A 25,417-nucleotide genomic window follows, 5' to 3' on the forward strand; every position below is an offset into this window, starting at 1 on the left:
CATTTACTTAAGGAGGCAGTAATATGGTAGATACTTTGATTCTAGAGATTAAACAAGATATGGCAGCAGTTTTGACAAATGGGCAGTTAGAACACTTAAATAATGTATTAGTACATTATTTGTACAATCTGGAGATAAGGAAAAAAGATGGAATAACAGAAGAAAAAGAGGAACAAAATGAAGGATTGCTTAAAAATTTTTTATCAGCAAAGCATGTAGAAGGTTGTTCTAAAAAATCATTAAAATATTACAGTGCAACAATAAAAAATATGCTAAATAAGATTGATAAATCTTTAAAGCATATTACTACCAATGATTTGAGAGAATATTTAGACAAATATCAAAGAGATGGAAATACAAGCAAGGTAACAATTGATAATATAAGGAGAATATTTTCAAGTTTCTTTTCTTGGTTAGAAGAAGAGGATCATATTTTGAAAAGTCCTGTAAGACGTATACATAAAGTGAAAACAGGAACTGTGGTAAAAGAGACATATACTGACGAAGCAATGGAAGTAATGAGAGATTCATGTAGATCTCTTAGAGATTTGGCTATTATTGATATTCTTTCATCAACTGGGATGAGAGTAGGGGAGCTTGTAAAATTAAATATAGAAGATATTGATTTCGAAGGAAGAGAATGTATAGTTTTTGGAAAGGGAGATAAAGAAAGAAAAGTATATTTTGATGCTAGAACTAAAATTCATTTATCTAACTATCTTAAAAGCAGAGAGGATAGGAATCCAGCTCTTTTTGTCTCATTGTTAAAACCTTATAAAAGGCTACAGATAAGTGGGGTTGAAATAATGCTGCGACAATTGGGGAAAAAGCTTAATATTTCAAAGGTACATCCACATAAATTTAGACGTACATTAGCAACAAAAGCAATAGATAAAGGAATGCCTATAGAACAAGTACAACAATTGTTAGGACATCAAAAAATAGACACTACTTTACAATATGCAATGGTAAGTCAAAATAATGTGAAAATTTCTCATAGGAAGTATATAAGTTGATATCTTTCTTCTAAACCAATATCTTTAAAGCTTATTATAAAGGGGTCAAAGCATTGGAGGGATTTTTTTATGGGTAATTTTGATTTTCTGAAAAATGACTTTAAAGATTTATATGAGGAATGTAGAGAGGCAGAAGAAAATAGTTATGTAAAACCAAGGACAAGTGTTTTTTATTCCAGAAGAGCACTTGAATTTTGTGTTATCTTAATTTTTAAGTTTGAAAAAATAATAAAACCATATGGAGATCAATTAAAAGATTTAATAAATAATTTTAAATTCAGAGAATTATTTGAAGAAAAAGGGCAATTGGATTCTCTGCATTTTATAAGAAAAATTGGAAACACAGCAGTACATGATAGTAAGGTTATAGATTATGAAATAGCATTGGAATGTTTAAAAATTTTGTATGATCTAACAAATTGGATTGGATATTGCTATGGTTCTTTAGAAAATGATGAAATAAAATTTAATGAAGATTTAATTTTTAAAGGTATTGTTAAAAATGAAGATGATGATGAATTTAATTATGAAAATGATGAAATTGAAAAGAATATAGAGAAAATAAAAGAAATTCCAAAGAAAAAACATAATACTCCAGTGCAAAGAAAAAATACAGATGAAATTACAACAAGAATAAAATATATTGATGTAATGCTTAGAAAAGCAGGATGGAAATTAGAAGAAAAAAATGTAAAAGAATATGAAATTAATGGAATATCTACTAATAAAAGTGGAAAAGGGAAAATTGACTATGTCTTATGGGGAGATAAGGGGTATCCTTTAGCAGTAATAGAAGCTAAAAGGACTATTCGTGATGCAAAAGTAGGAAGACATCAGGTATTAGAGTATGCTGAAGCAGTGGAAAAAGATTTTGGTTTTTTTCCAGTGAGATTTTGCACAAATGGTTTTGAAACTTTTATCTATGAAAATAAAGAATCTGTTGATAGAAGGATTTATGGTTTTTATAGAAAAGAAGAACTTATAAGAATTATAAGCAGAAGAGAAAATCAAAATAATGAAAAAATAATGCTGGAATCTATTGATCATAGTATAGCAAATAGAGATTATCAGATAAGAGCAGTAACTAAAGTATTAGAAAACTTTAGTAGTGGAAATAGAAAAGCTCTCCTAGTAATGGCTACAGGATCAGGAAAAACAAGAGTAGCTGTATCAATAGTAAATGCTCTATCAAAATTGAATATGATAAATAGAACTTTATTTTTAGCAGATAGGGTGGCTTTAGTTAATCAAGCAATGAATAGCTTTAAAAAATTTCTTCCAGATTTTACTTTATGTAATTTAGTAGCAGAAAAAAATAGAGAGAATGTAAAAGTTCTTTTTTCAACTTATCAAACAATGGCTTCAGAAGTTGAAAAATTAAGAAGTGATGGAACAAATAAATATGGAATTGGAAATTTCGATTTGATAATAGTAGATGAAGCTCATAGAAGTATATACCAAAAATATGGAGATATTTTTGAATACTTTGACAGTCTTCTTCTAGGATTGACTGCAACTCCAAAGGAAGAGCTAGATAGAAATACATTTAGTGTTTTTGGAGTAAAAACAAAAGAACCAACAGATTCATATGATTTGTTTGAAGCAGCAGAAAAAGGCCATTTAGTTTTACCAAAGGTAAAGGAAATTATTCTTAATTACCCTGAAAATGGAATAGTATATAGTAAATTATCTGAAGAAGATAAGGAAAAATATGAGAGTCTTTTTGATGAAGAAGAAACAATTGCTGAAGAGATAGATGGAGATAGTATAAATAGCTGGTTTTTTAATGAGGGAACAACAAAAGAAGTTATTTATAGATTGATGGAAGAAGGATATAAAATAGAAGGTGGGGATAAACTAGGAAAGACAATAATTTTTGCTAAAAATGATCGTCATGCAGATCATATAGTAGAAATTTTTAATGGAATGTATAGAAAAAATGGGGATTTTTGTCAAAAAATAACTACTAAAATAGAAAAAGTTCAGGATTTAATAGATAGATTTTCTAATCCTAAATCTATGCCTCAAATAGCTGTATCAGTTGATATGTTAGATACAGGAATAGATATTCCTGAAATATTAAACCTTGTATTCTATAAAAAAATAAGATCAAAATCTAAGTTCTGGCAGATGATTGGTAGAGGAACTAGAAAATGTCCAAATATTTTTGGATTAGGAGATGATAAAAAAGATTTTCTAATTTTTGATTTTTGTGGAAACTTTTCATATTTTGAGTTGGAAGATAATTTTGATAAAGCTGATCCTAAAATTTCAGAAAGTTTAACAAGTAGAATTTTTTCTAAAAAGGTAAGACTAATTCAAAAGCTGCAGAATTTAGAATATCAAATGAATGATAATTATAGTAATCTTTGGAAAGAACTTGTAGAATCAGTTTATAACAGTATAGATTCTTTGAATGAAGAAAATATATCTGTGAAAATTAAAATTCCATATGTAAAAAAATATAAAGACAAAGAAAAGATTTTACAATTAAGTGAAAAAGAAGTTGAAGAAATGATAGAGCATCTAAGAAAACTTCCTTTTGAAATTGATAGTAATAATGAAAAAGAGAAAAAATTTGAGAACCTTATATTAGAATCACAATTAAAATTAGCAGAAGAAAAGGATATAAAAAAAGAAAAAGAAGAAATTCAAGAGATGGCAAAAGCTTTAACAAAAAAAGGAAATATAAACCATATAAAAGAAAATGCAGGAGAAATATTAAAAATAATTAAAGATAAAGATTATATAGAAAATTTAGATATATTAGATTTGGAAAACATTAAAGATAAAATAAAACCACTTGTTGTGTATTTAGAGTCAGAACATATTAAAAAAATAAAATTTGGAGATTTTGAAGATAGTACAATAAGCATTGCAGATAAAGATATTAATTTTATGAGATATGAAAGTTATGATTTGAAAACAAAATTTCAACAATATCTTGAAGAGAATAAAGATAAGCTTGCAATAAAAAAATTAAGATTCAATCAACCATTGGATAAAGTTGATCTCACTCAATTAAAAGATCTCTTATATAAAAATGAAGAAGTTAGTTTTATAGATTTGAAAAAAGAATATTCAGGAGAATTGAAGAAAATAAGTGAACAATATAAAATTGAAAATCCTTTAGGGCTTTTCCTACGTTCTCTTATTGGTTTAGAGCAAGAAGCATTAAACAGAGAATTTTCTAATTTTTTAGATAGAGAAAGATTTAATGGAAACCAGATTGAGTTAATTGAAATGGTAATAAAGAATTTTGTAAGAAATGGAGCTTATGATAAAAAAGAATTACCAAAGATATCACAAAGAATAATAGGAATATCATTAGCAGAACTTTTTCCTAAGAGAGAAGATTTAGTAAAAATTAGTTTTATAATAGATAAAATTAATAATAACACAGAGATTCCAAATATAAAACTATAATAAATAATATAACAGTGATTCAAAAATTTGTTTTTGGGTCACTTTTATATTTATATAAGATTTTTTTTAACAATATCTATAATTTTAAAAATTTATTCGAAAAAAACTAGATAATGTGATAAAATAAAGGGAAGTCTTAACTAACAGGTGATAAGTATGTTTTTGCCTACAACAATGGAAGAAGTAAGAAAATTAGGATGGGATTCTCTGGATATAATATTAATATCTGGTGATACATATATAGATTCTTCCTATAATGGAAGTGCATTGATAGGAAAATGGTTATACAAACATGGATTTAAAGTTGGAATAATAGCTCAGCCAGATATCAATAGTGATAAAGATATCACAAGACTGGGAGAACCCAATTTATATTGGGCAGTTTCAGCAGGATGTGTAGATTCTATGGTGGCCAACTATACAGCAACAAAAAAGAAAAGAAAAAGTGACGACTTTACTCCAGGAGGAGAAAATACAAGAAGACCAGATAGAGCTTCAATTATATATACTAACCTTATAAAAAGATTTTTTAAAAATGGAAATGTTCTTGTAGTTTTAGGAGGAATCGAAGCAAGTTTGAGAAGAATAACTCATTATGATTATTGGAGTAATAATTTGAGAAGACCTTTGATATTCGATGCAAAGGCAGATATTCTTTCTTATGGTATGGGAGAAAAATCTATGTTGTCTTTAGCTCAGGCACTGAAAGGTGGAAGAGAGTGGAGAAATATAAGAGGATTAAGTTATATAGCTAAAGAAAAAAAAGACAGCTATTTGGAGCTGCCATCTTTTGAAGAGTGTGTAAGGGACAAGAAGGAGTTTGCAAAAGCTTTTGATATATTCTATCACAACTGTGATCCAATTACCGCCAAAGGATTATATCAGCTTTGTGGAGATAGGTATTTGATACAGAATCCTCCAAGTGAAAACTTTACTTCTGAGGAATTGGATGATATTTATTCTATGGATTTTAAAAGAGATGTACACCCTTATTACAAAGCTATGGGAGAAGTGAGGGCTTTAGATACTATAAGAACTTCTGTGACAACTCATAGAGGTTGCTATGGAGAGTGTAATTTCTGTGCAATAGCTATCCATCAAGGAAGAACAGTTATATCAAGAAGTCAGGATTCCATTGTAGAAGAAGTAAAAGGGATAGCCTCTGCTCCTAAGTTTAAAGGATATATAGCAGATGTTGGAGGTCCCACTGCTAATATGTATGATGTGGAATGCAGCAAGAAATTAAAGCTGGGAGCTTGTCAGGATAAGAGATGCCTTTATCCACATAAATGTCCAGCATTGAAAATAGATCATAATAGTCAGATAGAACTTTTAGATAAATTAAAAAAGATTGATAAAATCAAAAAAATATTTATTGCATCTGGAATAAGATATGATATGATTTTAGATGATAAAAGAAATGGACAGATATACCTTGAAGAAATAATCAAAGATCATGTATCTGGACAGATGAAAATAGCTCCTGAACATACAGAGGATAAAGTTTTAGCTCTTATGGGAAAGCAGGGAAAAGCTCCTCTGAAAGAATTTAAAGAAAAGTTTTATAAAATAAACAATAAATTAGGAAAAAAACAGTTTTTAACTTATTATTTAATAGCAGCTCATCCAGGGTGTGATGAAAAAGATATGCTTGATCTGAGAAGATTTGCCTCATCTGAACTAAGGATAAATCCAGAACAGGTACAAGTATTTACCCCTACACCATCTACATATTCTACACTTATGTATTACACAGAAATAAATCCTTTTACAAATAAAAAACTTTTTGTAGAAAAAGATAATGGAAAGAAGCAAAAACAAAAGGATATTTTAATTCCTAGAGAAAATAATAATAAGAGAAGATAAATAATTTTAATTAATAGGGAGGTATATAATGAAGCCTATTGTTGCAATCGTAGGAAGACCAAATGTTGGAAAATCAACACTTTTTAATAATCTGGTTGGAGACAGAATAGCTATAGTTGATGACATGCCAGGTGTTACAAGAGATAGACTATATAGAGAAACAGAATGGAATGGAGTGGAATTTGTTGTTGTAGATACTGGAGGTCTTGAACCAAGAAATAATGAATTTATGATGACAAAAATAAAGGAACAGGCAGAAGTTGCTATGAATGAAGCTGATGTTATTCTTTTTGTAGTTGATGGAAAATCAGGAGTTAATCCTCTTGATGAAGAGATAGCATATATTCTTAGAAAAAAACAAAAGCCTATCATCTTATGTGTAAATAAAATTGATAATTTCCTTCAGCAGCAAGATGATGTTTATGATTTTTGGGGACTTGGATTTGAACATCTCATCCCAGTTTCAGGAGCACATAAGGTAAATCTTGGAGATATGCTGGATATGGTAACTGAAATGATAGAAAAAATTGACTTGCCAGAAGAGGAAGAAGATGTCTTGAAACTTGCTATCATAGGAAAACCAAATGCAGGAAAATCTTCATTGGTAAATAGACTGTCTGGAGAAGAAAGAACTATTGTAAGTGACATAGCAGGAACTACAAGAGATGCTATTGATACCATAGTTCAATATAAAGATAATAAATATATGATAATTGATACTGCTGGTATCAGAAGAAAATCAAAAGTTGAAGAAAGTCTTGAGTATTACTCTGTATTGAGAGCTATCAAGACTATAAAAAGAGCAGATGTATGTATTCTTATGCTTGATGGAAAAGAGGGACTTACTGAGCAGGACAAAAGGATAGCAGGAATAGCTGCTGAAGAACTTAAACCAATAGTTGTAGTAGTTAATAAATGGGACTTAGTAGATAAAAATAAAGTTTCTATGAAAAGTATGAAAGAAGAGCTTTATGCAGAACTTCCATTTTTATCATATGCTCCTATAGAGTTTGTTTCAGCTCTTACAGGGCAGAGAACTACAAAAATACTTGAAATATCAGATACAATTTATGAGGAATATACAAAGAGAATATCTACAGGTATTCTAAATACAGTATTGAAAGAAGCTGTATTGATGAATAACCCACCTACTAGAAAAGGTAGGGTAGTAAAAATCAATTATGCTACACAAGTTTCAACTGCACCACCTAAATTTGTACTATTCTGTAATTATCCAGAACTAATTCATTTCTCATATGCCAGATATATTGAGAATAAATTCAGAGAGGCATTTGGATTTGATGGGTCACCTATTCTTATCAGCTTTGAAAAAAAGAATGCAGAAAAAGACTAGAAATAAAAAAAGCTCCCTTGGGTTATCCATAGGAGCTTTTATATTATCTTTTAGGGACTATTTCTATCCAGTATCCATCAGGATCAGTTACAAAATAGATTCCCATAGCAGGGTTTTCAAAAGCTATACATCCCATCTCTTTATGTTTTTTATAAGCAGCCTCATAATCATCAGTAACTAGAGCCAAATGAAATTCCTCATCTCCAAGATCATAAGGTTCCTCCCTATCTCTCATCCAAGTCAATTCCAAAGAGAAGTCAGTTTTTCCATCTCCTAAATATACAAGAACAAAACTGCCATCTTCTGCTTCTTTTCTTCTTACTTCTTTAAGTCCAAGAGCTTCTTCATAGAATTTTAAACTTCTAGGCAGATTAAAAATATTAAAATTAAAGTGGTTAAATGTAAAGTTCATATATTACCTCCTGATAAAAACATTGTATATATTTAGAATATATTAAACAGACGGTATTGTCAAATAAAAAAGAAGATAATTGAAAAGTCAGATTAATTTTAGAAGTATGGAAATTAGAAAAATTTGTGTAATTAGTGAAATAAATAAAACATAAAAAAATAATATATCTGAATAAAGTGGATTTATTATTTTTAGTTTTAATAACAAATATTTCTGTTGAAAAGATTCTAAAATTATATCTCAACTTAAAAGTTATCTTCTTAATAATTTTAAATATTATGTTTTTCTAAAAATTCATTGATTCTCTCTATAATGCTTTCTTCTCCAAATCCACCAGCTTTAGTAATGACATTTATAACAGTATTTTTTCCTACTGCTCTAGTAAATACTACACCTGGAAAGATTTCACTGATAGGGATTACATATTGACATCCTATATTTTTTAGGATACCCATAAGAGTATCTCCACCAAAAATTATTAGATTCTTTATCTCATGTTCCCTTATCAAATCAGAAACAAGTTGTCCTGTACTGTTTGCTATATTAGATGTTAATTCTTCCATGGAGATACTGTTTTTTTCTGTGTATTCAATAGCTTTTTTTATTACATCTTCTGAGTCAGAAGTTCTTAAAAGGAATTTTTTATTATTATTAATCTTTTCCTTAAGATATTCTTTATCAGTTATGTAATTGTCAGAACTTTTATAGTCCTCTGAAATTATATTGCTGAATTTCAGGCTATCTGAACAATAACCTATTTTTTCTGCATATTTGCATTGTTTAAGAGATGTAATATTTACACTTCCACATACAAAAAGAATTCTGTCATCATGGAAAATAATATCCTCTTTTTTAGTATCACTCTTGATATAGTGAGTAAGAACTTCTGCAAATCCAGCATTTCCAATAGTATAATTCAATTTATTTTTATTATACAAAACTTTTCCAATATTTTTCATATCTTCCATATTTTCAGAATCAAAAATATAGATATGTTTTTCTTTCTCATCTTGTGGATCAAAATCTTCATTTATATCTTTAACTTTTGCTTTTATTTCTGATTGTTTGTTTATTATATCAGGGATAAAACTTTCAGTTACTGGATTTAATATATCCATAGCAAATTGAGTTTCTGCTAATTTTATATTATCTACATAAAGTATTCCATCTTTTACAGTTCTCTTTCCTAATGGGAAAGCAGGTATAAATGAGACTTCATTAATATTTAAGCCTTCCATAAAACCTTCTATTTCACTTCCTATATTCCCTCTTAAAGTGGAATCAGTTTTCTTGTAGAAGAATTTTATTTTTTCTTTATCAAATTTAGAAAGGACAGATTTTACTCTTTCCTTAGCTTCATCAGCAGGAATATGTCTGCTTTCAGTATCAATGACTATTACATCTGTTTCTTTAGAGATTTCCTCAAAATTAAAATTTAAGTCAGTTGTAACAATAGCAGACATATTTTTTTTAGAAAATTGAACTCCTGTATCTAAAGCACCAGTTAAATCATCAGCAATAATTACAAGCTTCATCATAAGAACTCCTTATTGATTATTTCATTCCTTTTGCAGCATTTGCTTCAAGAACTTTTTTGATAGCATCTATTCCAGCTTCTGGAACCTGACAGAAAGGTTTTCTGCATTTTCCAACAGGATATCCAAGAAGAGATACAGCTGTTTTTACAATTGTATTTGGATTTCCAAATTTAAAACAATCTCTGAAAGAACGGATACTATCTTGAATTTCTCTTGCTTTTTCTAAATCTCCAGCTACAAAAGTGTCATAGATAGAAGCCATTGTAGAAGGGAAAACATTAGCACAACCAGCTATTCCTCCTCTTCCTCCAGCTAAAAGGCACCATAAGATAAGAGAATCATTTCCTGACAATACAGCGAAATCTTTTCTGTATCTTGTTTTTTCTATATATTGAAGCATATTATCAAAGTTTCCGCTGCTGTCTTTTACTCCAACTATATTAGGGATTTTACTTAATTTTTCTACTGTAGCAGGAGTTAAAGCATTTCCTGTTCTTGCAGGAATATTATATAGAACTATTGGAAGATCTACAGCTTCAGCTACTTCTCTATAGTGTTCATAAAGTTCATCTTGAGATGCAGCAGCAAAAGATGGAGTGATAATAGAAAGAACATCTATTCCTATCTCTTTAGCTTTTTGAGATAATTCTATTGTTTCCTTTGTACTTACACAACCAGTTCCCCCATAAACTGGAACTCTTCCTTTTGCTTCATCTACTACTATTTTTAAAATCTGTTCTTTTTCTTCACGGCTTAATATGTAAGCTTCTCCATTTGTTCCAAGAGGAAATAATGCATGTATTCCTGATTCAATCTGGTGATTTACTTGGTTCCTTAATTCTTTCTCATTTATTGTTTCATCTGCATTCATAGGAGTTAATAAAGGAACTATAACTCCTTTTATTTCTACATTTTTCATTTATATTTTCCCCCTCGATTAAATAGTAATTTCTTTTTCAAATTCTTTAGATTCTTCTGGATAATCCAATCTCATGTGAGTTCCTCTGCTCTCTTTACGTTGAGAAGCAGCTTTCAGCATGAAGTAAATAGACTCTGCTATTTGTAAAGTTTCTGTATCTTTGGATAATTCATCTTTTTCTAAGATATCAGCAATTATTTTCTTTGCATCTTCCAATAGCTTTCCATCTCTGTATATTCCTAAAGCTTTAACAGCTATTTCTTTTATTTGAGGAACATATTTATTGTATATCTCTTTGTCTATATTGTATTCAATAGGAAATTCTTTTTTTTCTTCTGTTTTCTCTGGAATAGCTTCAGCAACTGCCTGTCCGCAAAGTAATCCTGAAAGAACTGCCTGACTGGCTGCATTTCCAGCACAACGACAAGCTCCATGGATTCCCCCGCAAGCCTCACCAATGGCATATAGTCCCTTAACTGTAGATTCATAATTACTATCCACTTTGATTCCACCAGAGAAACTATGAGCCATAGGGCTTACCTCTAGTAATTGCTCATTAAGATCTACCCCATTTTCCATCAAACGATCAAAGAACCATGGATAAGCTTTCAGAACTTCTCTGTCTATATGTCTTAAATCAACATAAACTCCTCCATGTTCAGTTCCATTTCCAAGATTAACTTCTTTCCATATCTGTTTATTTAATAATGTTTTTGGTGAACCAGCCTCTCCCTGTGGTCTTACTTTAAGAAGAAATCTTTCACCCTTCGAATTCAGCAGATGAGCTCCTTCTCCAAGCATAGCAGTAGGACAAGGTTCTCCAACAGCTCCAGGAGGATATGCTACAACCATAGGTTCATATTCCAAGAATTCTACATCTATTAAATCTGCCCCAGCTTCTTTAGCTATTGACAGAGTATTTCCTTTGATATCCATTGGATAAGTAGAAGAACCAAATAGATTTCCTACTCCACCCCATGCAGCTATAACGATTTCTGAATAAACATTTTCTAAATTTCCATTTTTATCTTTAACTGTGATTCCATAGACTTTATTTTTCTCACTTAAAACTTTCACACATTCATATCCTTCATAGAATTTAACTCCTTTTTCTTTTAAAGAAGTTATTAACTTGTCAACAATTTCTACTCCAATTAACTCTTTAGTAGAGCATAGGGATCTTGGAAAAGTATGTCCAGATACATGTCTAAGTTTTGTAGTTCCATCAGGGTTCTTAGCAAATTCTATTCCCCATCTAGTAAGAAGATCATATCCATTCATTGTATTTTCAGCCATTTCATTTACAAGCTTTCTATTGGCTATTCTGTAACCTGCATTAAACATATCCTCTGCATATTTTTCTATGGTATCTCCATAAGGATTGTCAGGCAAAACAAAATTTATTGCAGCTATAACTGGACTTCCCCCATAACCCTTAGTATAAATTGCAATATCTTTTATACCAAGTTCATACATTTTTGCTGCTGATGCCAGAGCGGCTAATCCCATTCCAGCAATAACGACTTTGTGGTGTGTATAATCCATATTTATATCCCCTTTTTTATTATTTTGGTAATTTTAAAACAAGCTTTTTATATCTTGTTGAAAACTTTGTATGTCTTACTATTTTATGCCTATCAAGATTCTTTATCATTCTTTCATAAAATAATATTTTATCTATTATTATCTATATTACTCCTTATACTTCTACTGGAACTTTTTTCTTTTTAATAAGTCCAGTTGTAATGATATATATTCCAATAACTAATCCAATTATATCTGTTATAGTTTCTGGAGCTATCATACAGAGTGCACCAATAAAGAGAATTCCTCTGTTAAATTTATTGAGTGGAGCTACCATATATCCTGAAATAGATCCTGCAAGAAGATATGTTCCAAAGAACAGAATAACTGTAGCTTTAGCAATTTCTCCTGGAGTTCCCATTAACAGAAGTTCTGGATTGTAAACAAATACAAATGGTACCAAGAAAGCAACCAATGCATACATAAATCCTGTAAATCCTGTTTTTAAGGAATCTGCACCAGCTATTCCTGCAGCTGTATAAGAAGCAAGACATACTGGAGGAGTAATTTGAGCCATTATTCCAAAATAGAATACAAACATATTTGCAGATAATGGATTTACATTAAGCTTTATCAATACAGGTACAAAAAGTATATTTGATACAAGGTAAGCAGCAACTGTAGGAAGAGCCATACCAAGAAGCATACATCCAAACATAGCTATTATAAGAGCTATACTTAAATGAGAAGTACCTATTTTAGCGATTATATTAGAGAATCTTGTAGCAAGTCCTGATTGAATAACAACACCAATGATTATTCCACAGGCAGCAGTAGGTATAGCAATGTTAGAAGCTTGCTTAACACCATCTACAGCAGTATTAGCTGTTGTTCCAAGAGATTGATAATATTTTCCACCTTTGTAGAATTTACTGAATAAATTACAAAGTAAAACTGTAAATATACCAATCATTCCACTTCTCATCAGTGATTTTCCTGAGATAATATATACAACTAGAACAATTGCAGGAATTATCATATAGATTCTCTCAAGAAGAGGGTCTTTTATTTCGATAGTTACAGCTTCTTTATCAGAATCAATAGCTTCTTTTTTAGCCATGAATGTAACAAGGAAAAACACTGATCCATAATATGCAAGAGCTGGAATAATTGCTGCAAAAGCTACTGTTTTATATGGAACTCCAAGCATTTCTGCCATAATGAAAGCTCCTACTCCCATGATTGGAGGCATAATCTGTCCACCTGTAGAAGCAACAGCTTCAATAGCACCAGCCTGATGAGGTGCATATCCTACTTTCTTCATCATAGGAATAGTCATAACTCCAGTAGTAGATACATTGGCAACAGCACTTCCAGAGATCATTCCCATAAGTCCAGAAGAAATGATGGCAGCTTTTGCTGGTCCACCAGCACTTTTATTAGAAAATTTCATACCAAAGTCTATAAGGAGCTGACCTCCTCCACATTGAGAGAAAAATGCTCCAAATAGAATGAAGTAGAATAAACTTGTTGCAGAAGTATATAGAGGTGTTCCAAAAATTCCTCCAGAACCAAGCATCATAGTTTCAGTAAAGCTTCTCATATTTGTACCTTTGAAGTACAATATTCCTGGACAGTACATTCCAAGCCAATCATATATTATAAACAGAAGTATAAATATGAAAAGTATTTTTCCAAGAGTTCTACGAACAGCTTCAAGTAGGATTATTATACAAATAATAGTTGCCATTTTATCTAAACTAGTTACAATATCTACATATTGCACTCTAACACTGAGACGAGGAAATTCAACTATTGTATAATAAAGTAAGAAGATAATACCTGCAAAAAATGGAATATCTAATAGTTTCATCCATTTTTTTCCTGAATTTTTGTCAGCAGGATTTACTATAAAAATTACTAAAAGGGCTAAAATCAAGTGCAATGGATTTTGAAGCATAGGGTCCAATGGTTTTATTAAAGCCAAATATAATTGAAATCCAATGAAGATGACAACAATTATATTTAGAATATAATTTCGTATATTATTAGAACTTTTTTCCATTTTATCTCCTTTTTATATAAGGGTGATCAAAGATCACCCTTAGTATTATCACATTCAGTTAAATTTTATTTTAAATATCCTTTTTCTCTATAGTATCTTTCTGCACCTGGATGTAATTTTACTCCAGTTTGAGCAGGAGTTCCTGCTGTTGCAGGATTAAAGTAAGATAAAGCTGCAAGCTGAGAAGCAAGCTCATCCTTTCCTTCACAAAGAGATTTAGTTAAGATATAAGCTGTATCATCATCCATATTTTTATGAACTAAAATAACTTGTTGAGAACCAACAGATTTAATAATATTTGTTTGTCCATTCCATGTATTAGCTTCAATATCAATATAATCAAATCCTGCATTTGCAAGTTTCTTCAAAGTATCTTGACTTAATTGAGGGAAATACATAGCTTTAGTCATACAAAGTTCAGTAGTATTTGCCTGACCAGCTGCAACATGGTCAATAGTCATATCAGCTTTACCATCTTGAAGATAAATTTTTATAGCATCTCCACCTAGTAAATCAACACTTCCACCCCAAGATCTTATATCATCAAATGTAACACCAAAAGTTTCAAAAAGCTTAACTCCAGCTAGATTTCCAAGAGTACCAATTTTTTTGATAGCTATTCTTACTGGATATTTTTTTTCTACTAATTCTTCTACTGTTGTGATCCCAGTTTTATCAACAAATTCTTTTGTAAATAAAACGTTTAAGAAGTCATGTCCTAATCCACCAGCAATAGCTGTTGTAGATTTTGTAGGTTCTTTTCCTAATATTCCAGATTCTTCAGACCATTTTGCAGGACCTGCATTACTCATTATAATGTCACATTGTTCATTTTCCAAAACTATTGGAGCTCCAACTCCACCAGGAGATTCAGTAGTAAGATCAATATTTGAACCTTCAGGAAGCCCTTTTAAGAATACATTAGATATAGCAGATGCATATTGGTATGCTCCTGTTCCTACTTCTTGAGTTGCAAATGTTAAGTGTACTTTTTTTCCAGCTGCTGCCGTTGTTGCTGCATCTTCAGATTTTTTTTCACCACACGCTACAAATGTTCCGCATAAACATAACATTAATAACAATTTTTTCATGATTTACCCCCAATTTTATATTTTATTTTATGTTGTTTTCTGCTAACTTGATTCCATAGTCTATTGCATTTATAAGGCTTAACTCATTTGCAGTTCCAGTTCCAGATTGATCAAAGGCAGTACCATGATCTACTGAACTTCTTATTATAGGAAGACCTAAAGTTATATTTACACCAGCAACTGCTTCCCATTTTTGATCTTTTTGATTATATACAAATCCTATAACTTTCAGAGGAATATGTCCTTGATCATGATACATAGCTACAACAATGTCATACCATCCTCCACGAGCTTTAGAGAAAATAGTATCAGGAGGAATAGGACCTGTAACATTGATACCTTCCTGCTGAGCTTTTTCTATTGCAGGAATAATCTCATCTATTTCTTCTGTACCAAAAAGACCATTTTCACCACAGTGAGGATTAAGTCCTGCCACTCCAATTTTAGGATTTTTTATTCCAAGTTTTTTACAAGCATCATCAGCTATTTTTATAACATCATATACTCTTTCTTTTTTACATCTGTCACAAGCTTCTCTTAAAGATACATGTGTACTTACATGTACAACTCTTAAATTTTCATGTGCAAGCATCATTGTATATTTTTTTGTTTTTGTAAACTCAGCATAAATCTCAGTATGTCCTGAGTAATGATGTCCTGCAAGGTTTATAGATTCTTTATTAAGAGCATTTGTGATAGTAGCATCTATTTCATTGTTTTGTGCTAATTCTATTACTTTTTTTACATATTGAAAAGCTGCATTTCCAGCTGCTTTTGACACTTTTCCAATTTCAAAGTCTTCAGGATTTACAATTCCCATATCATAGACATCTACAGTTCCATGCTGGAAAAGAGCATCTGATATATTTTTGATAGAATGAATTTTTAGATTAGTCAGCCCTGTATATTCAATAGCTTTCTTCATTACTGAAGCATCTCCTATGATAACAGGTCTGCATCTGTCATAGATATCTTTGTTATTTAAAGCTTTAAGAGATATTTCAGGACCTATGCTTGCTGGATCTCCCATAGTGATTCCAATTATAGGTAGTTTGTTCAATTTTTTCACCTTCCTAATTTAAAACTTTTAAATAAATATTTTTAATATCATCTAAACTAAGTTCCTTTAAGTTGTTTGAAAGTAGTCTAGTTACTTTACTTCCAGCTTCAACTAAGAAATCAAGATCATTAATAGTAACTCCAAAATCTTTTAAATTAACAGGAATTTCAGTTACCTTAACAATATCTTTTATTTCATCTATAATGTATTGAACTTTTTCTTCAGAAGTATTTTTACTCATATCTGGTCTTAAACGGTCACACATTCTTGAAAATTGTTCTAAGCAGGCATCTTTGTTAAATTCCATTACAGGCACCATCATTATTGCATTAGAAATTCCATGAGGAATATGATACTTTCCTCCCAATGGATAAGAAAGAGCATGAACTGCTGTAGTTCCTGATGAAGTTATTGCTATACCGCCATAAAAAGCTCCCATAAGCATGTTTGTTTTTGCTTCCATATCATCTGGATTGAGATAAGCCTTTCTTATATTTTTGAATATAAGTTCTCCACCAGCCAGTGCATATAAATCACTGAAAGGATTGGATTTTTTAGAAGTAAGACATTCTACACAATGAGCCAGAGCATCCACTCCAGTAGAAGCAATAAGTTTTTTAGGAAGTTTTTCTATCATTGCTGGATCTAATATTACATAATCAGGAATAAGATTATTATTTACAATTCCTACTTTAAGTCCTTCTTCAGGAACAGAAACTATTGAATTACATGTTGCTTCTGAGCCAGTTCCGCAAGTTGTAGGTATCATTAAAGATTTTATCTGTTTATTTCCTTGAGATGGATCTTTTAAAAGATCTTTTACTGCATATGGAACATCTTTTAAAATTGAACATAATTTTGCAATATCCATTACACTTCCGCCGCCTACAGCTATAATAAAGTCGCTTTTATACTTATCTAATTCTTTCATAACCTTTTCTACATCATGATAGCTAGGTTCAGTCGCCAGATCATCTATTATATTATAATTTACTTTAGTGTTTTTAACTTTTTCTACTATTACAGAAAAGAAATAGTTTTCTCTAACACCTTTATCAGTAAATATTATAATATTAGAAACTTTTTCTTTATTTAAAATAGTTTCAATATAATCTACACTTCCTAATCCGCTATAGACATTAGAAGGGATATTTAAATAATATGATTTCATTTTTCCCCCTTGTAATTTTCAAAGAAAATACTTTTTGTTAAATGTCGACAATCAACTTTCTACTTGAATGATAACTCTTAAAACTTAATTTGTCAATAGAAAATAAAAAAATTATTCTGAAAAATTACAAAAAGGTTTTATATGAGTATGTTTATGCTTAAAAATGAATATAAGAATATAAAAACTAAGAATATAAAAAGGGCTAAACTTTGTAAAATACAAGATTTAGTCCCTGATAGTATAACAATTATATTTCATCACTTTTTAAAAGATAATTAATAAGAACTTCTCCAGAATTCATTATATGATCTTTCATTTCTTTTTCTGCTTTTTCTTTATTCTTTTCTTTAATTAATTTTATAAGATTATCATGTACTCCATATTCAATAGAAAGACTTGAATTTATTAGCATATTATATTTTGACATTCTCATATAAAGTTTTGTCTGAAGAACAAAATTCTCTATTAATTTTTGAAGTTTTGTATGATTTGATCTTTGACAGATAAGACTGTGAAAAGCTACATCACAATTAATAAAATTTTCTATATCTTGTTTTTTTAGACTTTCTGTCATAGTCTTAGAAAGAGATATCATAGCTTCTATATCTTCTGGCGTAAAATTATCTATAGCAAGTCTTACTGCCATTCCTTCTAAAAGAGCACGAAGTGAATAAGTTTCTTCTATACTTTTTTTATTTAGTGTAGCAACTGTTGCTCCTTTTTTAGGAATATATTCAACAATTCCTTGTGCTGCAAGCTCTCGTATGGCCTCTCTTATTGGAGCTCTGCTGATATTCATTTCAGTAGCAATAGTCTGTTCAATTATTTTTTCTCCTGATTTGAGTTCACCTGTAGCAATAGCTGTAATAATAGAATTTATTACTTCAACATATAAATTTGTATTAGTTATTGGCTTAAAAATACCCATATTCCTCTCCATTCTTGTATATTATAATCTTACTATTTTGTTGTTTGTAGAAAGTCGACATTTATATTTTTTTAAAAAAATTTGAAACATAAAAATATATTTTATTGTAAAAATCAATGATTTTTTAATTGAAATTTTAAAATTATTGATATAAATTATTGTAACATTTTTTTGAATATCAATCAACTTAATTAAAAATTAAAAATTAAAATAACTATAGAACTATATAAAAGTAATAGAAATTTTTTTAATATTTTTAAATCAGTTAAAAAATGAATAATAAAGTAGTTTTTCTTAATTTTTTATTGTTTGGGATATTAAAATGAATTTAATTTTTTAGATTAAAAATAAAAACTAAAAAATTTTGATTTTAGATTTTTAAGAAAGATGGTATAATATATAGTCGAAATTTAAAAGGAGGAGAAATATGAATATTTATTATATCTATCACAGCTGCTTTATAATTGAAAATTTAGAGTATGTTTTAATTTTTGATTATTATAAGACTCCAAGAAAGAAAAATCCCTTAATTAATATGGAAGACTTTATTATCAAGATGGATAAAAAAGTAATAGTTTTTTCTTCTCACGCACATGCTGATCATTTTAATCCTGAAATATTGAGATGGCAGGAGAAAAATCCGCAGATATCTTATGTACTTAGCAGTGATATAAAATTGAAAACGGTTCCTAACAGATGTTATATAGTTTCTGAAGGGAATGAAATCAAAATAGAAGGACTTGATATAAAAATGTATGGATCTACTGATGCTGGAGTATCTTTTTGGATAAAGATGGGAAATAAAGTTGTCTTTCATGCAGGAGATCTTAATTGGTGGTATTGGCCAGATGATACAAAAGAAGAAGAGGAATTTATGAAAAATTCTTTCCAAAAAGTAATAGAAGATATAAAGAAAAATAATGAAAAAATAAATATAGCTTTCTTTCCTGTTGATCCACGTTTAGAAGAGAATACTTTTTTGGGAGGAAAATATTTTGTTCAGGAACTCCACCCTGAAAATATTATCCCAATGCATTTTGGAAAAAGTTATAATGTAATAAAAGAATTTTGTAATGAGTTAAAAAGAACAGGAACTAAAGGTATAATAATAAGTGAATGTTTAGAAAAATTAGAGGTATAGTCTTTTTAAAAAAGCGCTAATTAGGATTTAGAAAAAATTTAAACATTGATAAACCATATATTATTTGATATAATATATGTTAAATAAAATTATGATAAGGAAAACGGGTATGAATTGGAAAAAAATGGATTACAGATTAGATAGTATCTACTTTATGCTGAAAACAGATAAAAAGGGAAAATATATAATACCAGTTTTTTCTGATGGAACAGTATTAGATAATTTAGATTTTATTGAGATAGATGATTATACAGATAAAACACAATCAATTCTTTCATATATAAAAGGAATAAAGGAAGATAGTTTTTTTATTGACTGGGAAAAAGAGTATCAGGAAGCTTATTTAAGTGAACATTCAAATCTTATTCCACAACTTATTGATAATAATAAGTTTGTTGATGAAAATATGGATAAGATACAATGGATAAAAGAGAATAATACTCTTTCTTTGATAATAAAGGAAAAAGAAGAAGAAGAGAATATATTATATACTGAACTTCTTTTAAATGGCAGTTTTAGTGATTTTGAAATAGTAAATGAAGAATTAGCTGCGAGAAATAATGTTTTTTATATTTTAGAGAATGAAGATAATGGACTCCACACTATAAAAGAGCTGGTAGGAAATATTTATAAAAAAGAACTTGAAAATTTTATAACTATAACTATGAAATACTTTAAAAATATAGAAATAGAGTATAAGGATTATAAAGTGGTACAAGGAGAAAAAAATACTCCAGTGCCTCAAATAATAATAGAAAAAATATCACAAGATAATAGTTTATACCTTCAGGTAACTATTATGATTTCTACGATGGATTATGAATTTTTAAAGAAAAATGAAATAGAACATACAGCAATAGTAAATAATCTTGAAAGAAAGATATTTATAAGTGAAGTTGATTTAAGCAGGCTCCCAGAAGCTATGGAAGAGATAGCTAAAGTATTAGCTAGATTGCAAAAAAATATAAAAATAAAAACTGGATTTTATGTAGATGAGGACAATCTTGTTATAATGCAGGAACGACTCGCTAAAGAGTTTATAATGAAAGAACTTTTGCAGCTTGCATCAAAATATAAAGTAGTCGGAACAGACAAGTTAAGAAAATATAACATAAAGGCAGTAAAACCTAAAGTAGTTGGAAATTTCAGCCATTCTATAGATTTTCTTGAAGGAGAAATAGAACTGGAAATAGAAGGGGAAAAATTTTCTATATTAGATGTACTTTCATCGTATAGAAAAGATTCTTATATAATGCTTAGTGATGGAACAAGTGCTCTTATCAATAGAAAGTATATAGAAAAATTAGAAAGGCTTTTTAAAGATAGTGATAAGAAAAAAGTGAAATTATCATTCTTTGATTTACCATTAGTTGAAGAATTGATAGAGGATAAAATATTTTCTCAAGAGATGAATAAAAGCAGAGATTTTTTTAAAGGAATAAATAATGTAAAAAATTATGAAATAGATTCGCCTAATGTAAAAGCTCAACTTAGAGAATACCAAGAATATGGATTTAAATGGCTGGCATATCTTATGGATAATAATTTAGGAGGTTGCTTAGCTGATGATATGGGCCTTGGAAAAACTCTTCAAGCAATAGCAGTTTTGACAAGACTTCATGAAGAAAAAGGAAAAAAGAGTCTTGTTATAATGCCAAAAAGTTTGATATATAACTGGGAAGGTGAAATAAAAAAGTTTAGCCCTAAACTAAAAGTAGGTATTTATTATGGAAACTTTAGAAATCTAGACATAATAAAAAAGAACAGTGTGATACTTACTACATATGGAACAATTAGAAATGATATTGAAACTTTAAAAGAAATGAAATTTGATACAATAATTCTTGATGAATCTCAAAATATAAAAAATATCAATGCACAAACAACAAAAGCAATAATGCTTCTTAATTCAAAAAATAGAATAGCATTAAGTGGAACTCCTATTGAGAATAATCTTGGAGAACTGTATTCATTATTCAGATTTTTAAATCCAGCAATGTTTGGAACAGCAGAGGAGTTTAATAATTATTATGCTGTGCCCATACAAAAAGAAAACGATCAAGAAGCAATTGAAGAATTGAAAAAGAAAATTTATCCTTTTATATTAAGAAGAGTGAAAAAAGAAGTACTCAAAGATTTACCAGATAAGATAGAAAAAACTATGTTTATAGAAATGAATGCAGAGCAAAAGAAACTTTATGAAGAAAGAAGAAGTTACTATTACAAAATGGTAAATAATCAGATAAGAGAAAACGGAATAGGAAAGACACAATTTTTTATTCTTCAAGCTCTTAATGAACTCAGACAAATAACAAGTTGTCCAGAAGCTAAGAGTAATGGAATCACTTCAAGTAAGAGAGAAGTTCTGGTAAACAATATAGTAGAAGCTGTAGAAAATGGACATAAAGTGCTTGTATTTACAAATTATATAAACTCTATAGAGAATATATGCGAAGATTTAAAAAAATATGAGATAAATTATCTTTCAATGACTGGAAGTACAAAGGACAGACAATCTTTAGTGGATAGATTTCAAAAAGATAACAAATATAAAGTTTTCATCATGACATTGAAAACAGGAGGAGTAGGGTTGAATCTTACTGCTGCTGACACAATATTTATATATGATCCATGGTGGAATAAAACAGTAGAAAATCAGGCAATAGATAGAGCTTATAGATTAGGTCAGGATAGAACAGTATTTTCCTATAAGCTAATATTAAAAGATACAATAGAAGAAAAAATATTGCAATTACAAGATACAAAAAGCAAGTTATTAGATAATTTAATATCTGAAGATAGTTCGTCTATGAAAGTACTTACTGAAAAAGATATTGAATTTATACTTGGAGAATAGATTACAGGGAGAAAATAAAATGGGAATAAGTAAAGACAGATTTAGAGAAGCACTGAATGAGTTCTACCCTAAAGATATTTTGTTTAGATTATATAACAGATATTTTCTGAACTGGATAGCCGAAGGATATATAGGAAGTAATTTAGGACTTTTTGAAATATCTCTAATTTGTGAAAATAGTAACAAACAAACTTTTATGGATTTGATAGAACAGGTATATCTTAAAGAAGAAGTGTTTTGCTCAGTGTTTGCAACATTAGATGAAGAGGTAAAAAAAGTCTTTGAAGAAATAATGTGGAATGAAAAGTTTTTTATTCCTTCTAAAGATAGGGAAAAGTATCTGAAGTTAGAAAATAACTATGATTTAAATAAAGATTTGAAAGAAGAGTATTTATTTTTTAAAGCAGAAAAAGATAATAAAAGAGGAGAATATCTATATATGGATTATGACTTAATAAGGGTGATAAGACAATTTATGATAAAACCTACTGAATATAATATAATTCCTTTAACTAAAATAGAAGAATGTCTTGTAAATAATAATGAAAAGGAATTAGCAGAAAATCTAAAGATTTATTTTGATTTCTATAGACAAGGTGGAATAATTCTTTCTAATAGCGGCAAGATATTGAAAGAATCAAAAGTTAACATGAAAAAATACTGTAATATTAATGAATATTATGAAAATTCAAAAGACTTGGATTTTTTAAAAACTGAAACTATAGCATTATTTTTCTTCCTAGTAAAAGAAAAATATATGAATGAAGATTATTTTAGAGTTTCTAATATAAAAAAAATAGTGCAGGATTTTCTTGATGGAGAATTGATACAAGAAGAAAATTATCATTATACTTCTTTATATTTAAATTATCTAAAAGGGGTAAAAAATATTTGGAAATCTAAAGAAGAAATAAAAAGAGGACTCATTACTATCAAAAAAATAATTGATGAGGTACCTAATGATAAAATAGTAAGTGTTGATAATATAATAAAAGCTATATTATATAGAGATGAATTCATCGAAATAATAGATATAAAAGATGCATATGATTATATTTATATAAATGAGGCTAATTATGAAAGAACAAAAATATTGAATTATGAAAGATATCTTTCATATGTTGTTATTCCTTTTATAAAATCAGTTTTATTTATACTTGGAGCAATGGGAGTGTTAGAATTATATTATGATTATCCTTCTATTAATAACTGTTTATATCTAAAAAATGGTTATCTAAGTAAATATGATGGACTTAAATATATAAAAATGACAACTTTAGGAAAATACTGTTTGGGAAGAATAGATGATTTTGACTTTGTCTGTACAAAAGATGAGGGAGAGGTAATCCTGGATGAAGATAGGCTTATAGCTACAATAATAGGAGATGTTCCAGTAAAAACTATGTTTTTAGAGAGAGTATCTCAAAAAATAGCTATGAATAAGTATAAATTTACAAAAGAGAATTTTCTTAGAGGGATAAATGGATATCGGGAACTTGAAGAGAGGATAGTTGAATTTAAAACAAAGATATCTGATGATCTGAATGAATTATGGCAGGGGTTCTTTGATGATTTAGTGGAAAAAAGTAGTGCTATAAGGGCAGAGCATCAATTTGTAGTATTAAAACTTAAAAATGATAGAGAGCTGATCAATACAATAACAAAAGATGAAAGGTTTAAATCTCTTTTATTAAAAGGAGAAGATTTTCATGTCCTTGTAAAAAGTGAAGATGTAGGACAGGTAGTTGATTTATTTAAAGAATATGGATATTATGTAAATTTTTAAATAATTAAGGATGGTAAAAATACTTTTCACCATCCTTTTATCTTTAATTTTCAAATAATGATATATAACTTATTTCATTATCATTATATTCAGCAAATATTATGAAATCATTGTCAAAATATTCAAGCTCTTTTCTTATTTTTAGAGATTGGAGAGATTTTAAAAACTGAGGATTTAAAGTAAGGTAATTAAATTTTAAATTTGCCAGTATTTTAAATAAATCAGAGTGAAGTTGAGCAAGAGAAGTATATTTTTTTTCAATATTTTCAATACATTTAAATGTTTCGGAAAACTTAATAATTTTATTTTTAAATCTATTTTCAGCATAATTTAAATCAAGAGCTTCTTCGAAAAAAATCTTAAAACCATTTTTAGGATAGTGTGCTATGCTATAGTTTACATTTTTTATTATATAATCATAAGTTTTATCATCCAGAGATTTGAAGACCTTTGTCCAAAGGTCTTTTTTTATGTCTGCTACTGAGATTACTGTTTCTATTTTTTCTATAATATTATTAGTAAGAGTTGCTTTTTCTTGTTCATTTACATCTTTTATTTCAAGAAGTAATCCTATGATTTTAGAATTAGATGAGTCTCTATTTTTTATTTTTGTATATTCAATATTTTTTTTAGTTACTTTTGAAATTTCTTTAAAGGCAGGTTTAAGTATCATTTTTTCAAAATCAAAAAATCTATCATAGGATTTTTCCAATCCTAGCAGATTTTTTAATTTATATATAGAAATTTCAATAGATTTATTCATAGATATATTAAATTTAAGAAAATTGTATAGAGCAATAGCATAATCATTTTGGAAAAAAAGTAATATATCGAAATCGTTTTTTTGAAAATAAGAATTTTTTTGAAAAATAGATTTAAATTCTTCAGTAAAAATTACTTTAATATTATTTTTTTCTATATGATAAGAGGAAATAATTGAAAAAGCACCTTTTTTTTCAATTAATTCTAATTTAAAAATAGTATAGATAATCAATTTTTCTGCAAGTTTTTGAAATATTTTGAGAATATTTTCCAATTCTCCCAACATAAGAAGTTTTTTTATTTTTAGTATTGGAACAAGAATATTATTATTTAATATATCTTCTTTGTCTTTTAATAAAAAGTCAAAGAGAATTTTTTCTTTTTTTGAAAAAATTTTATTAAATTTGATATCTATCTCTTTTTCACTTAAACTGATATAATCATTAAAATTTTTCTTCAAAAAAATTCCTCCTTTTTTAAATTATTTTATATGATATTTAT

17 protein-coding genes are annotated in these 25,417 nt (G+C 28.7%); 7 read left to right on the plus strand and 10 right to left on the minus strand.

Annotation, left to right across the window (positions count from 1 at the left end; all coding sequences use genetic code 11):
* The first annotated feature begins 23 nt into the window (after positions 1-23).
* The 4 genes from xerA to der all read left to right on the plus strand — a co-directional run bounded on the left by xerA (position 24) and on the right by der (position 7,662).
* Positions 24-1,016, plus strand: a complete 993-nt coding sequence (gene xerA / locus E6771_RS00385) for a site-specific tyrosine recombinase/integron integrase (RefSeq protein WP_316088801.1) — start codon at positions 24-26, stop codon at positions 1,014-1,016.
* Between the two features lie 69 nt (positions 1,017-1,085).
* Positions 1,086-4,442 carry a DEAD/DEAH box helicase family protein gene (locus E6771_RS00390; protein WP_316088802.1) on the plus strand — a complete coding sequence of 1,119 codons (3,357 nt, stop codon included), beginning with the start codon at positions 1,086-1,088 and terminating at the stop codon, positions 4,440-4,442.
* Positions 4,443-4,598: 156 nt separating this feature from the next.
* A complete protein-coding gene (locus tag E6771_RS00395) occupies positions 4,599-6,308 on the plus strand; it encodes a YgiQ family radical SAM protein (RefSeq protein ID WP_316088803.1) in 1,710 nt (569 codons plus the stop codon).
* A gap of 28 nt (positions 6,309-6,336) precedes the next feature.
* The gene (gene der / locus E6771_RS00400) at positions 6,337-7,662 is read left to right on the plus strand and encodes a ribosome biogenesis GTPase Der (RefSeq protein WP_308008024.1); all 1,326 of its coding nucleotides are present in this window, start codon (positions 6,337-6,339) and stop codon (positions 7,660-7,662) included.
* Between the two features lie 43 nt (positions 7,663-7,705).
* Here the strand turns inward: der and E6771_RS00405 are convergent, their stop codons facing one another.
* From E6771_RS00405 to E6771_RS00445, 9 genes are all read right to left on the minus strand, one after another.
* Entirely contained in the window at positions 7,706-8,074 is a 369-nt protein-coding gene (locus E6771_RS00405) for a VOC family protein (RefSeq protein WP_316088807.1), read from the minus strand.
* 269 nt (positions 8,075-8,343) lie between these two features.
* The gene (locus tag E6771_RS00410; RefSeq protein WP_316088809.1) at positions 8,344-9,609 is read right to left on the minus strand and encodes a four-carbon acid sugar kinase family protein; all 1,266 of its coding nucleotides are present in this window, start codon (positions 9,607-9,609) and stop codon (positions 8,344-8,346) included.
* 19 nt (positions 9,610-9,628) lie between these two features.
* Positions 9,629-10,531: a 4-hydroxy-tetrahydrodipicolinate synthase gene (gene dapA / locus E6771_RS00415; RefSeq protein WP_316088810.1), complete on the minus strand. Its 903-nt coding sequence runs from the start codon at positions 10,529-10,531 to the stop codon at positions 9,629-9,631.
* Between the two features lie 18 nt (positions 10,532-10,549).
* Complete coding sequence (locus E6771_RS00420) at positions 10,550-12,076, minus strand: FAD-binding protein (protein WP_316088811.1); 1,527 nt, start codon at positions 12,074-12,076, stop codon at positions 10,550-10,552.
* A gap of 154 nt (positions 12,077-12,230) precedes the next feature.
* Positions 12,231-14,120 (minus strand): TRAP transporter fused permease subunit, encoded by a 1,890-nt coding sequence (locus E6771_RS00425; protein ID WP_316088812.1) that lies wholly within the window; start codon positions 14,118-14,120, stop codon positions 12,231-12,233.
* A 65-nt stretch (positions 14,121-14,185) separates the two neighbouring features.
* On the minus strand, positions 14,186-15,211 hold the full coding sequence (locus E6771_RS00430) for a TAXI family TRAP transporter solute-binding subunit (RefSeq protein ID WP_316088813.1): 1,026 nt from the start codon (positions 15,209-15,211) through the stop codon (positions 14,186-14,188).
* 22 nt (positions 15,212-15,233) lie between these two features.
* The gene (pdxA, locus tag E6771_RS00435) at positions 15,234-16,271 is read right to left on the minus strand and encodes a 4-hydroxythreonine-4-phosphate dehydrogenase PdxA (RefSeq protein WP_316088814.1); all 1,038 of its coding nucleotides are present in this window, start codon (positions 16,269-16,271) and stop codon (positions 15,234-15,236) included.
* A 13-nt stretch (positions 16,272-16,284) separates the two neighbouring features.
* Positions 16,285-17,442: an iron-containing alcohol dehydrogenase gene (locus tag E6771_RS00440; protein ID WP_316088815.1), complete on the minus strand. Its 1,158-nt coding sequence runs from the start codon at positions 17,440-17,442 to the stop codon at positions 16,285-16,287.
* A gap of 247 nt (positions 17,443-17,689) precedes the next feature.
* On the minus strand, positions 17,690-18,370 hold the full coding sequence (locus E6771_RS00445) for a GntR family transcriptional regulator (RefSeq protein WP_316088816.1): 681 nt from the start codon (positions 18,368-18,370) through the stop codon (positions 17,690-17,692).
* A gap of 427 nt (positions 18,371-18,797) precedes the next feature.
* Between E6771_RS00445 and E6771_RS00450 the strand changes: the two genes are divergently transcribed.
* From E6771_RS00450 to E6771_RS00460, 3 genes are all read left to right on the plus strand, one after another.
* On the plus strand, positions 18,798-19,511 hold the full coding sequence (locus E6771_RS00450) for an MBL fold metallo-hydrolase (RefSeq protein ID WP_316088818.1): 714 nt from the start codon (positions 18,798-18,800) through the stop codon (positions 19,509-19,511).
* A 109-nt stretch (positions 19,512-19,620) separates the two neighbouring features.
* Positions 19,621-22,368, plus strand: coding sequence for a DEAD/DEAH box helicase (locus E6771_RS00455; protein WP_316088819.1), 2,748 nt, complete (start codon positions 19,621-19,623; stop codon positions 22,366-22,368).
* A gap of 19 nt (positions 22,369-22,387) precedes the next feature.
* Positions 22,388-24,154 (plus strand): hypothetical protein, encoded by a 1,767-nt coding sequence (locus E6771_RS00460; RefSeq protein ID WP_316088820.1) that lies wholly within the window; start codon positions 22,388-22,390, stop codon positions 24,152-24,154.
* A gap of 43 nt (positions 24,155-24,197) precedes the next feature.
* On the opposite strand, the gene E6771_RS00465 is transcribed toward E6771_RS00460, so the two are convergent.
* Positions 24,198-25,376: a replication initiation protein gene (locus tag E6771_RS00465; RefSeq protein ID WP_316088821.1), complete on the minus strand. Its 1,179-nt coding sequence runs from the start codon at positions 25,374-25,376 to the stop codon at positions 24,198-24,200.
* Positions 25,377-25,417: the final 41 nt, after the last annotated feature.

The sequence above is a fragment of the Fusobacterium sp. genome (genome assembly GCF_032477075.1).
In the GTDB taxonomy this organism is placed as follows: Bacteria; Fusobacteriota; Fusobacteriia; order Fusobacteriales; family Fusobacteriaceae; genus Fusobacterium_A.